Source organism: Amycolatopsis sp., from assembly GCF_036008905.1.
In the GTDB taxonomy this organism is placed as follows: Bacteria; Actinomycetota; Actinomycetes; order Mycobacteriales; family Pseudonocardiaceae; genus Amycolatopsis.
The window spans coordinates 16,774-27,347 of the sequence record NZ_DASYMU010000070.1; the positions used below are offsets into that span (position 1 = coordinate 16,774).

The 10,574-nt window shown below is 67.3% G+C and carries 12 protein-coding genes; 6 read left to right on the forward strand and 6 right to left on the reverse strand.

Annotation, left to right across the window (positions count from 1 at the left end):
• Positions 1-8: 8 nt before the first annotated feature.
• The 4 genes from VGP60_RS13505 to VGP60_RS13520 all read right to left on the reverse strand — a co-directional run bounded on the left by VGP60_RS13505 (position 9) and on the right by VGP60_RS13520 (position 2,003).
• On the reverse strand, positions 9-248 hold the full coding sequence (locus tag VGP60_RS13505) for a HypC/HybG/HupF family hydrogenase formation chaperone (protein WP_414640344.1): 240 nt from the start codon (positions 246-248) through the stop codon (positions 9-11).
• The gene (locus VGP60_RS13510) at positions 245-865 is read right to left on the reverse strand and encodes an SIS domain-containing protein (protein ID WP_327548316.1); all 621 of its coding nucleotides are present in this window, start codon (positions 863-865) and stop codon (positions 245-247) included. Before VGP60_RS13510 ends, VGP60_RS13505 begins: the two co-directional genes overlap by 4 nt.
• A 192-nt stretch (positions 866-1,057) precedes the next feature.
• On the reverse strand, positions 1,058-1,417 hold the full coding sequence (locus VGP60_RS13515) for a metalloregulator ArsR/SmtB family transcription factor (protein WP_327548317.1): 360 nt from the start codon (positions 1,415-1,417) through the stop codon (positions 1,058-1,060).
• Between the two features lie 4 nt (positions 1,418-1,421).
• Positions 1,422-2,003, reverse strand: coding sequence for a TetR/AcrR family transcriptional regulator (locus VGP60_RS13520; RefSeq protein WP_327548318.1), 582 nt, complete (start codon positions 2,001-2,003; stop codon positions 1,422-1,424).
• 87 nt (positions 2,004-2,090) lie between these two features.
• Here VGP60_RS13520 and VGP60_RS13525 point away from each other — a divergent pair, with 87 nt between their 5' ends.
• Positions 2,091-2,585, forward strand: coding sequence for a PaaI family thioesterase (locus tag VGP60_RS13525; RefSeq protein ID WP_327548327.1), 495 nt, complete (start codon positions 2,091-2,093; stop codon positions 2,583-2,585).
• A gap of 52 nt (positions 2,586-2,637) precedes the next feature.
• On the opposite strand, the gene VGP60_RS13530 is transcribed toward VGP60_RS13525, so the two are convergent.
• Positions 2,638-3,840: an ROK family transcriptional regulator gene (locus tag VGP60_RS13530; RefSeq protein WP_327548319.1), complete on the reverse strand. Its 1,203-nt coding sequence runs from the start codon at positions 3,838-3,840 to the stop codon at positions 2,638-2,640.
• Between the two features lie 134 nt (positions 3,841-3,974).
• Here VGP60_RS13530 and VGP60_RS13535 point away from each other — a divergent pair, with 134 nt between their 5' ends.
• A complete protein-coding gene (locus VGP60_RS13535; protein ID WP_327548320.1) occupies positions 3,975-4,730 on the forward strand; it encodes a DUF427 domain-containing protein in 756 nt (251 codons plus the stop codon).
• 12 nt (positions 4,731-4,742) lie between these two features.
• Here the strand turns inward: VGP60_RS13535 and VGP60_RS13540 are convergent, their stop codons facing one another.
• Positions 4,743-5,507 carry a zf-HC2 domain-containing protein gene (locus tag VGP60_RS13540; protein ID WP_327548321.1) on the reverse strand — a complete coding sequence of 255 codons (765 nt, stop codon included), beginning with the start codon at positions 5,505-5,507 and terminating at the stop codon, positions 4,743-4,745.
• Between the two features lie 59 nt (positions 5,508-5,566).
• Between VGP60_RS13540 and sigC the strand changes: the two genes are divergently transcribed.
• From sigC to VGP60_RS13560, 4 genes are all read left to right on the forward strand, one after another.
• Positions 5,567-6,136 (forward strand): RNA polymerase sigma factor SigC, encoded by a 570-nt coding sequence (gene sigC, locus VGP60_RS13545; protein ID WP_327548322.1) that lies wholly within the window; start codon positions 5,567-5,569, stop codon positions 6,134-6,136.
• A gap of 278 nt (positions 6,137-6,414) precedes the next feature.
• Positions 6,415-8,676 (forward strand): xanthine dehydrogenase family protein molybdopterin-binding subunit, encoded by a 2,262-nt coding sequence (locus tag VGP60_RS13550; RefSeq protein WP_327548323.1) that lies wholly within the window; start codon positions 6,415-6,417, stop codon positions 8,674-8,676.
• Positions 8,677-8,704: 28 nt separating this feature from the next.
• A complete protein-coding gene (locus tag VGP60_RS13555; protein ID WP_327548324.1) occupies positions 8,705-9,160 on the forward strand; it encodes a (2Fe-2S)-binding protein in 456 nt (151 codons plus the stop codon).
• A gap of 181 nt (positions 9,161-9,341) precedes the next feature.
• Positions 9,342-10,571, forward strand: coding sequence for a helix-turn-helix domain-containing protein (locus VGP60_RS13560; protein WP_327548325.1), 1,230 nt, complete (start codon positions 9,342-9,344; stop codon positions 10,569-10,571).
• The last annotated feature ends 3 nt before the right edge of the window (positions 10,572-10,574 follow it).

Genomic DNA, 10,574 nt, shown 5'->3' on the forward strand with positions numbered 1-10,574 from the left:
AGCGCTCGCTAGCGTTCTGGTTCGAGCTTGACGATGGCTTCACTGGCATGGACGAGGATGCGGTCGCCGACACCGGCCGAAACCAGTGCGACGCTGACCTCTTCCGTGCCCGAACCTGTGTCCACAATGGCCAGTTCGTGGTCGAGCAGCTCGACCACGGTGACCTCGACCGCGGTGTCCGAACAGGTGATGCAGACCCCGTCGTGACACTCGGGGACCAGAACTCTCTCCGCGTCATCGGCGATCACGACGCCACCTCCGGTGTCAGTACGCCCGGCTGCTCGAAAAACACGTGCACCAGTTCCCACAGCACGTGATAGGCGGTCACGTGGACCTCCTTGACCACGAGCGGGTCGGTCGACCGGGCGAGGATCAGGTGATCGACGCCGGGGGAGGCGGCGATCTTCCCGCCGGCACCGCCGGCGAGCGCGACGGTGAGCATGCCGAGTTCGTGTGCTGCTTCCAGGCCCCGCAACACGTTCTCGCAGTCGCCGTCGGTCGAGATGCCGAGCGCGATGTCCGCGGGCTCGGCCAGGATGCGGATCTGGTGCGCGAAGACCTCCGCGAGACCGATCCTGTTGGCTATACCGGTCAGTGTCGCGATGTCGGCGGTGAGGGAGATCGCCGGCAGCGCGCGTTTGCCGACGATGACGGGATGGACGAACTCGACGGCGACGTGCTGGGCGTCCGTGCTGGGTCCGCCGTTGCCGAACACGACGAGTTTGCCGCCGCGGTGGAACCGCAAGGCCATCGCATAACAGGCGCGCGCCACGGCCTCGGCCTGTTCGGCTAAGCCGAGCACGGGTGCCTCACGGCGTTCGAAAAGAACGCCGACGGCGGTCGTGCCTGGGGCGGACCACGTCATTGCGGTCACTTCCTCGTGGTGGGAGGCAGACACCCAAGGTAGGACTGTAATCTAGATCACACAACAGGAAAGTTCCTGCTTTCAGCCTAATGGCCACTACTTCGGGTAAGAGTCGGTGACATAGTCCTGCGTAGTGCCTCTACCTGTTCATCTGAACAAATGAACAAATAATGCCTATACCGCACGGTTTACCTATTCAAGATCGGTGTGCGCGTGGGGCTTCACCCGGTGGATGAGGTCGTGCACCGTCGTGTCCGCCAAGCGGTAACGGACCATCCGGCCGCTGCGGTGAGCTGTCACCAATCCATGCGCGCGGAGTAGTCGCAGGGCTTGGGAGACCGCCGTGTCCGTCATGCCGGCGGCGACCGCGAGGTCCGACACGCAGATCTCTTTGGCGTAGTGGATGCAGACGAGCAGGGTCAGCCGGGACGGGTCGCCGACCACCGAGAAACGCTGGGCCCATTCGTCGATGACGGATCGGTCACCGAGGCCTTTGAGCGCGGCCTCCACCAGGTGGGGGTCGATCAGGCGGCGATCCGGCTCGGTGGTCACTTTTTTATGGTAGGCGCCGCATCATGGTATGTGCCGCGAGGATCGCGATGTGCCCGGCGGCCCGGGTCAGTGGTTCCGGCGAGTTGTGGACGCGGGCCATCAGCAGTGCGCCCTCCATGTTGTGCATGATCGCGGCGGCCAGGCCCTCGGGGGCGGGATGGCCGTGCTCGCGGAGGTGGTTTTCGAGCTCGTTCTGCCAGGTGGTGAACGCCGTCTTGCAGGCTTGTGTGAGGACTTCGGAATCGTTGACCGTTTCGAGCGCGATGGTCGCCAGCGGGCAGCCCGCGCGGTAGTCGCCGTCGGCCAGTGCCTGGGCGGCCTTCGTGAACCACCAGCGGACGGCTTCCGCGATCGTGTCGTTGCGCTCGAAGGCCCTGGTGATGGTGGCGGAGGTGGTGACGGTGGCCAGCTCGATGGCGGCCACGGCCAGCTGTTCCTTGCCGCCGGGGAAGTGGTGGTACGCCGAACCCCAAGGCGTGCCCGCTTGTTCGACGAGGTGGCGCCACGACGTCGCCGTGTAGCCCTCCCGGCGGAAGAGGGTGACGGCGGTGGAGATCATGCGCTCGCGGGTTGTGGGTTCGGGCACGTGGCCGAGTGTAGCCCTTGACTAGGACGACTGTCTTAGTATTGGCTGCCGGGTAAGACAGTCGTCCTAGTGGGTTTGGTGGTCGTGATGACGGATGCGTTGGTGCGGGAGAAGACGATTTCCTGGGAGGACCCGATGGCCTCCGCTCAACTGGGGCGCGAACTGTCCGGGTTGGACTACCTGCGCGGGATCCTGGACGGCAAGATCCCTCCGGCGCCGATCGGCAGTCACTTCGGGATGCGATGGGTGAGCGTCGAGCACGGGGACGTGGTGGTGGCCGCGGTGCCGGACGAGTCGTTGTACAACCCGATCGGGATGGTGCATGGGGGAGTTGCGGCCACCCTGCTGGACTCCGCGGTGGCTTGCGCGGTGCATTCGACGTTGCCCGCTGGGGTTGGGTATACGTCGGTCGAGTTGAAGGTGAATTACCTGCGCGCTATTCATGGGGATGGGCGGGAGATCACGGCTCATGGGTGGGTTGTCAAGGGCGGGTCGCGGATTGCTTTTGCGGAGGGGGATATCCGGGACGCTGGTGGGAAGCTTCTGGCTACGGCTTCGAGTACCTGCCTGATCATGAGGTGAGGTTTGTGGCGCGCACTTTGCGGGGAAAGCGCGGATGGTGTGTGTGTTGCGTTTAGGCGGGGGTGACGCGGCGTTCGAAGACTAGGGCTTCGGCGGTGTGCAGGCCGACGGAGATGGCGCCGGCGAGGACGGCGTCTTCGCCTAGTTCCCCTTGGACGATTTTGGGGACTAGGGGAGTGAAGGTGTGCAGGGCGCGGTCGATGGGGGCTAGGAGCAGGTCCGCGTTGTTGCCCATGCCGCCGCCCAGGACGATGAGTTCCGGGTCGATGACGGCGGCGACCGAGGCGACTGTGTAGGCGAGTCTGTCGGCTTCGGCTTCGACGGCGCGGACGGCTAGTTCGTCGCCTTCGCGGGCGAGGCGGAAGACTTCGCGGGCGGATTTGGCGTTGCCCAGGCCCAGTTCCCGGGCGCCTCGGACCACGGATTGCGCCGCGGTCGCCTCTTCGAGGTGGCCGCGCGCGGGGGGCTCGGTGTCGGGGTGGTCGGCCGCGCGGACCTGGCCGTAGGGGAGGTAGCCGATTTCCCCCGCGGCGCCGGTGGCACCGCTGAAGACTTCGCCGTTCACCATCAGGCCCATGCCGACACCGGTGCCGATGGTGATGCACGCGAACACGTCGACCCCGCGCGCCGCACCTCGTTCCCATTCGCCGACGGCGGTGAGGTTGGCGTCGTTTTCGATGATCAGGTCCGGGCCGATGGCGGCTTCGAGGTCCTCGATCAGTCCCGCTTTGCCCCAGCCGGGCAGGTTCGGGGCGTGGCGGAAGCAGCGCTTGTCGCGGTCGGCGACACCGGGGCTGCCCAGCACGCGGACGACGATGTCTTCCGGGGTGAGCCCGGCGATCTTGATCGTCTCGGTCACCTGCCCGCCGACGGCGTTGACCAGTGCGGTGCCGGAACGCGAGGTGTTGCGGTGCTCGCTGCGCGCGACGACGGTGCCGCCGAGGTCGGCTATCGCCAGCCGGACGTGTTCACGGCCGATGTCGACGCCGAGGACGTAGCCGGCCGTGGGATCGGCTTCGTAGAGCACCGCGGAACGGCCGGTGCCGGTGGAGGTGTGCCCGGTCGCGCGCGCCAGCCCGTAACCCTCCAGCGCCAGCAATGCTTGGCTGACCGTGGGTTTCGACAGTCCGGTTTCCTTCGCGACCTGCGGCCGCGTTGCCGATCCAGTGCGCCGCAACAGGTCGAGGACCGCCCGCTGGTTGATCCTGCGCATCCCGGCGGGGGTGCCGACCGGCGGAGTTTCGACGCCAACCACCAAAACCTGCTTCCTGTAGAACAGTGCTCCCGCCACGTTATCCGCGTGAGGTGAGCGATGGGTAAGAAGGTTTCCGAATCGAAGCCCTCGGTGCCACACGAAATACTTCGCGGGACCCGGTGGTTGACCTGGACATGAGCACTGTGACCCGTGGCCGTGTACGCGTGGAACAAGGTGGCAAACGCATCAGGGCGGTCTTCGCCGGACAGGTCGTGGCGGACACCGTTCACCCCCTGCTGGTATGGGAAGTTCCTTACTACCCGGCCTACTACTTCCCCCGTGACGACGTGCACCTGGAGTTCCTCGCCGCGTCGGGGCGCACCTCCCACTCCCCGAGCCGGGGAGACGCGCAGCTGTCGACCATACGGGCCGGTGCGCGCGAAGCGGTGGACGCCGCGCAGGAGTACGCGGAATCGCCGATCGAAGAGCTCCGCGGTTATGTCCGTCTCGACTGGGACGCGATGGATTCGTGGTTCGAAGAGGACGAAGAGGTTTTCACCCATCCGCGTGATCCTCGGGTGCGAGTGGACATCCTCGCGAGTTCCCGCCATGTCCGCATCGAGATCGACGGCGTGACCGTCGCGGATTCGGTGCGCCCGCGGCTGCTTTTCGAGACCGACCTGCCCACGCGGTACTACCTGCCGAAGACCGACGTCCGGCTCGATCTGCTCGAGAAGAGCGACACCGTCACGCATTGCCCGTACAAGGGCGCGACCGAGTACTGGTCGGTGCGGGTCGGCGACGAGCTCCACACCGACCTCGTCTGGGGCTACCCGAGTCCGTTGCCGGAAAGCCAGAAGATCATCGGGCTGCTCGCCTTCACCGACGAGAAGGTGGACGTCTACGTGGACGACGTCCTGCAGCCGAGGCCCAAGACGAAATTCGCCTGACGCTCGAAACGGTTACGCGGCGGGGTGTTTGCTGGCGGGACGCCGGCTGGCTGGTCTACGGCTGGCTGGTCTACGGAACCGGTTGCGGTGCCGGACGTGGTCGGGGAAGTCGTCGTCGTACTCGGAAAGGTCGGTCTCTTCCGCCGGCTGGACGTCTTCGCGCGCCGCGGGATTCGGGTTTCCGTGCTCGCGGTGCTGCCGGTGCACGACGTAGAGCAGTACCAGCCCGGCGACGACGAGCGCGTGGGAGAGCAGGCGTCCCGCGGTGACGTTGCCGTTGACGAGGTCGATCGCCGACAGCACGGTCAGCACGGCCACGAACCCGGTCAGCACCGGCAGCTGCCCGCCCGCCGACTTCGTCCGCACGGTCGCCCACAGCAGGCCGACGCCGACGGCGAGGTTCCACGCGCTGCTCTCGTGCGTCAGGTGACCGACCGCCGACTCCGCCGCGTGCCCGGCGTGCGTTGCCGTCTCCATCCCGAGCAGTTGCGAGAGCGCCAACGTCAGCTGCGCGACGGCGACGAGCCCCAGCCCGATCCGCGCCGGCCACCGTTCGGCGCTCGGCGCGGGCGTGCGCTCCAGGATCACCGCGGTCAGGTCCGGGACCGGTGGCGCGGTGGTCAGCGACATCGAGCGGTGCAGCCGCTCGGCGCGCGCGAACCACGAACGGCAGTCCGCGCAGGTCGAGACGTGCAGATCGACAGCGCCCGCCGGCATCGGCTCGGTTTCGCCGTCGAGCCGCGCGGACAGTGCTTCACGGCAGTCCTGACACTTCACAATCTCAATAGTCGGGCACGGGGAGTCAGGAGTTCCAGCCAGTGGCTAATCTTGTGGCCATGGCCGGTCCCCGTGCGAACGAAGACGACGAGCGGGTGACGGCGCTGGCCATCGCCGCCGGCCGTGGCGACCGGCGTGCGCTGGAGCAATGGGTGCGCGCCACGCAGGCCGACGTCTGGCGGTTCGTCGCCCATCTCACCGATGTCCGCTCCGCCGACGACCTCACGCAGGAGACCTTTCTCCGCGCCTTCGGCAGTCTCCGCCGCTTCGCCGGGCGGTCCTCTTCGAAGACGTGGCTGCTGTCCATCGCGCGGCGCGTGGTCGTGGACCAGATCCGGTCGGCGTCGGCGCGGCCCCGGATCGTGGACACGGACTGGGAAGAAGCCGTCGAACGTCGTGCCGCACGGCGTGACGGGGGCTTCGAGGGCCTGGTCGAACTGCATATGCTCCTCGCCGGTCTCGACGAAGACCGCCGCGAGGTCCTGGTGCTGACCCAGGTCCTCGGCCTGTCGTACGCCGAAGCGGCCGAGGTCTGCGGCTGCCCGATCGGCACGATCCGCTCACGCGTGGCCAGGGCCCGCGAAGACCTCCTTGCCGAAACCGGCCAGCTCGACAACGGCGCCGTCTAAGCCGTCCGCAGCAACCTGTTGCGCCAAGTGGCCCAACGCTGAAATCTGGTTGACACGGCGGTCCGCGCTGTGGCGCGGTACACATTTGGGCCCGTTCGCTGTCACGTCGTCACAGAGATGGATCGACACGACTACGCAACGTTGACTCCGCTACTCCATTTGCCTAGCGTGACGCCAGTCATAGGTCCCCGCTGTTCCCCCTGGTCTGCCTGCTCCAACCACCACATTGGCCAATGGCTGTCCTCTTGTGTGCGAAGCGTTCGTTGAAAGGGTTTTCGATGGCCAGTCCCACCACCCGCCCGGGTCACGAAGAAGTGACCGAAGAGCCGGACGAGTCCAGCGGGCTGGGCCGCCGCCGGTTCCTGACCTTCCTGGTCGCGGCCCCCACCCTCACCATCGCGGCGAAGATCGGCTTCGACGCCGTGGCGCCCGAGACCGCCGAAGCGGTGATCCCGACACTGCCCGGCCCGGCCGAGATCCTCGACCTCGGTGACGTGCTCAACCTGTCCAATGCGGCCACCGCGAACATGCTGGTTCTCGAGGTCATGCAGAGCGGCAAGGTCCGGCTCCAACTGCCGCGCTGCGAGGTCGGCCAGGGCATCACGACGGCCACCGCGATGCTCGTCGCCGAAGAGCTGGACATGCCGCTCTCGAACGTCGAGGTGACGCTGTCCGACGCGCGCCCCGAGCTGCTGTTCAACCAGCTCACCGGTGGTTCGAACACGATCCGCTCGGTGTACGGGCCGGTGCGCCAGGTCGCGGCGACGGCCAAAGCACGGATGGTCGCCACCGCCGGGCAGCAGTGGAAGGTGCCCGCCGACAGGCTTTCCACCCGCGGCGGCAACGTCGTCGCGCCGGACGGCCGCAAGGCCAGCTACGCCTCGCTCGCCGCACCGGCGAGCCGCGCCAGCCTGCCGGACCTCGTGGTGACGCCGAAGGCCGAATCCGCGCACACGCTGGTGGGCACGCCGACCTCGCGCCAGGACGCCCGCGCGATGGTGACCGGCCAGCTGAAGTACACCCTCGACATCGACGTCCCCGGCGCGATGCCGGTGATGGTGCGCCGCCCGCCGACGATCAACGGGACGGTCAAGAAGGTCAACAACGAAGCCGCCGTCCGCGCGATGCCGGGGATCATCGACCTCGCGGTCGTCCCGAGCGGTGTGGCCGTGATGGCGGAGACCTTCGGCCAGGCGCTCGACGGCAAGGACGCGCTCGACGTCACCTGGAACAAGGGGACGGTCGACGGCGAGAACAACGAGTCGATCAAGAAGAAGCTGAAGGCCGCCGCGCTGCCGTTCGTGGTGCCGCCGCTGCTCACGCAGTACGTCGACGCCGAGTTCGACTTCGCGATGGTCAACCACGCCCCGATGGAGTCCAACTCCGCGGTCGCCGATGTGCGGGCGGACAGCGCGACGATCTGGGCCGGGCTGAAGTCGCCGATCGTGGCGAAGCAGACCATCGCCGCGGAACTCGGGCTGCCGGAGAACAAGGTCACCGTGCATGTCCAGCAGGGTGGCGGCTCGTTCGGCCGCCGCCTGTTCTGGGACTCCGCGCTCGAGGCGGCGCAGATCTCGAAGGCCATGAAGAAGCCCGTCCGGCTCATGTGGAGCCGGATCGACGACATGCGCCACGGCCGCGCCCGCGCCGCGAGCCACCACAAGATCCGGGCCACCTTCGCGCTCGGCCAGGTGCTGTCCTTCGAGCACCGCGTCGCCAGCGCGGAAACGGACTGGGGCCACGGCCTCGGCGAGATCCTGACGTCGTTCGCCGCCAAGCTCCCCGTCGGCGGGAACCTCAGCTTCGCCCAGACGGTGTTCCTGCTGACCGTCAAGTCGCCGTACAACTTCGGCGTCACCACGCAGCTGCTCAACGAGGTGCCGCTGAAGATGCACACGGGCGCGTGGCGTTCGGTGTACTCGTCGAGCACCCGCGGTGCCGAAGAGATCATGGTCGACGAGATCGCCGCGAAGCTGGGCAAGGACCCGGTGGCGTTCCGCCGCGAGTTCATCAAGGAGCCGCGGCAGCGCGCGGTGCTCGACAAGGTCGCCGAGCTCGGCGAGTGGGGCAAGAAGATGCCGAAGGGCTTCGCCCAGGGTGTCGCGGTGCACGGCGAGTACAAGTCGTACACCGCTTGCCTGGTCGAAATCGACGCGCGGGATCCGAAGGCGCCGCGGGTCACCAAGGCGACGATCGCGACCGACGTCGGCCGCCCGATCAACCCGCGTGGCATCCAGTCGCAGATGCTCGGCGGGCTGACCGACGCCATTTCGACGACGCTCACCGCCGGGCTGCACATCGACAAGGGCCTGCCGCTCGAAGGCAGCTACTCGCAGTTCCACTACGCGCGGCAGAAGAACTCCCCGCCCCAGGTCGAGGTGTTCGTGATGCCCGCCAACGGTGAACCCGGCGGTTCCGGCGAGCTGGGTGTGCCGGCCCCGGTCGGCGCGATCGCCAACGCCTACGCCCGGGCGACCGGGATCAAACCGCGGAGTTTCCCGATCAACTTCCCGGTCGACTTCGAGCCCTTCCCGCGCTGATCCCCGTTCGCCATAAGGAGTTTCCATCGTGCCCAACTACACCTTTTCCGTGAACGGGAAGTCCGTCACCGTCGACGCACCGGCCGATCTGCCGCTGCTGTGGGCGTTGCGCGACAAGCTCGGCGTCCGCGGACCCAAGTACGGCTGCGGCATCAACGTCTGCAAGGCGTGCACCAGCCACCTCGACGGTGAAGCCATCAACCCCTGTGTCACGCCGGTTTCCGACGTCGCGGGCAAAGAGGTCACCACGATCGAAGGCCTCGCCGACGGCGACAAGCTGCACCCCGTCCAGGAGGCGTGGCTCGAGCAGGACGTCGCCCAGTGCGGCTACTGCCAGCCCGGCCAGATCATGGCCGCCGTGGCGCTGCTGAAGAAGACGAAGAACCCGACCGACGCCGACATCGACAAGATCGAGAACGTCTGCCGCTGTGGTTCGTACTTCCGCATCCGGGAAGCGATCAAGTCCGCCGCCGCGAAGATGTGACAACCACCTGAAAGGGAGCCGTGACCTCTGGAGGTCGCGGCTCCTTTTCCTTATATGCGGCGTCTTGACCGCGCTTTGTGCCGTTACTGCGGAGGTGACGTTCGTTCGTTTAGCCTGAATGGCGGAACTCGTGTTAGATAACACCTTCGAGGGACTCAGAGCGGAGCACCCGAGGACGTCAATGCACTTCACCGAGCTGGACCCGAGGGTCGCGGCGCTGGCCGCCAAGGTCGAGACCCGTATACCCGAGATGATCAAGAACACCGTCGAGCAGATCCTCGAGGAGATGCCCGTCTACGGTGACGCCCAGTTCGTGCCGCGGGCCGAGCTTCAGACATCGGTCGAGGTCAACCTCGATTTCGTGATGCGCACCCTGCAGGGCACCGAAGCGGCGGATCTTTCGCAGGCAACGGCCACCGGGCGGGCTCGCGCGCTGCAGGGCGCGCCGCTGCCGGAACTCCTGCGGGCGTACCGGATCGGCTTGACCGAGGTGTGGAACAAGTTCGTCGAACTCACCGCGGCGGGCGAGCGCGCCGACATGGACGGGCTGGTGTCGGCGACCAAGGCCATCTGGGCGCTGATCGACGACTACGCCGAAGCGCTGACGACGGCGTATCGCGACACGACCGCGGAAATGCTGCTCTCGCACCAAAGCCGGCGCTCGGCACTGGTCGAAGCCCTCTTCGTCGGCGGCAGCGCGACCGAGGGCACGCTGTGGGACATCGCCCGCGTGCTGGAACTCTCGCTCGACGGCACGTTCGTCGTCGTCGCGGCCGAGACGCCGAAGCTGGGCCAGGAACCATTGCCGCAGATAGAAAACCGGCTGCGGGACCGGCATCACGCGTCGGCGTGGCGGCTCACGCCCGATCTGCAGGTCGGGGTGGTGTCGATGCGCGACCCACAGGCGTCGAGCGTGATCATCGAGCTGCTGCAGGAGAAACTGGTCGGCCGCATCGGCGTCAGCCCGGTGTTCTCCGGGCTCGGCAACACCGCGCGGGCGCTGCACCTGGCCAGGGTGGCGCTGTCGAGTCTCAGTCCCGGGTCTTCGGGAATGGTGCAGTTCAACGAATCCCCGCTCGCCGGGCTCGTCGCCAGCGCGCCCGAGGCGTCGGTCCAGCTGGCGCACCACGTGCTGCAGCCGATCCTGGACCTGCCCGGTGACGACAGGAACGTGCTGCTGCTGACGTTGCGCGCGTGGTTCGAGTGTCAGGGCTCCACGAAGCTGACGTCGGAGCGGATGTTCTGCCACCCCAACACGATCCGGCATCGCCTCAAGCGCATCACCGAGGAACTGGGCCGCTCACTCGCCGACCCGGCGGACATCGCCGAACTCGGCGCGGCTTTGCGTGCCCTGCACATGTTCCCGGACACCGCGCATCTCCCACCGCCGCCGGCCCAGCGCGTGAGCTGACGC

Excerpts from the sequence above, each read along its gene's own strand:
- VGP60_RS13535 (WP_327548320.1), top strand. The coding sequence starts at position 3,975 with ATGAGCACTGTGACCCGTGGCCGTGTACGCGTGGAACAAGGTGGCAAA.
- VGP60_RS13525 (WP_327548327.1), top strand. The coding sequence starts at position 2,091 with ATGACGGATGCGTTGGTGCGGGAGAAGACGATTTCCTGGGAGGACCCG.
- VGP60_RS13550 (WP_327548323.1), top strand. The coding sequence starts at position 6,415 with ATGGCCAGTCCCACCACCCGCCCGGGTCACGAAGAAGTGACCGAAGAG.
- VGP60_RS13510 (WP_327548316.1), bottom strand. The coding sequence starts at position 865 with ATGACGTGGTCCGCCCCAGGCACGACCGCCGTCGGCGTTCTTTTCGAA.
- sigC (WP_327548322.1), top strand. The coding sequence starts at position 5,567 with ATGGCCGGTCCCCGTGCGAACGAAGACGACGAGCGGGTGACGGCGCTG.
- VGP60_RS13560 (WP_327548325.1), top strand. The coding sequence starts at position 9,342 with ATGCACTTCACCGAGCTGGACCCGAGGGTCGCGGCGCTGGCCGCCAAG.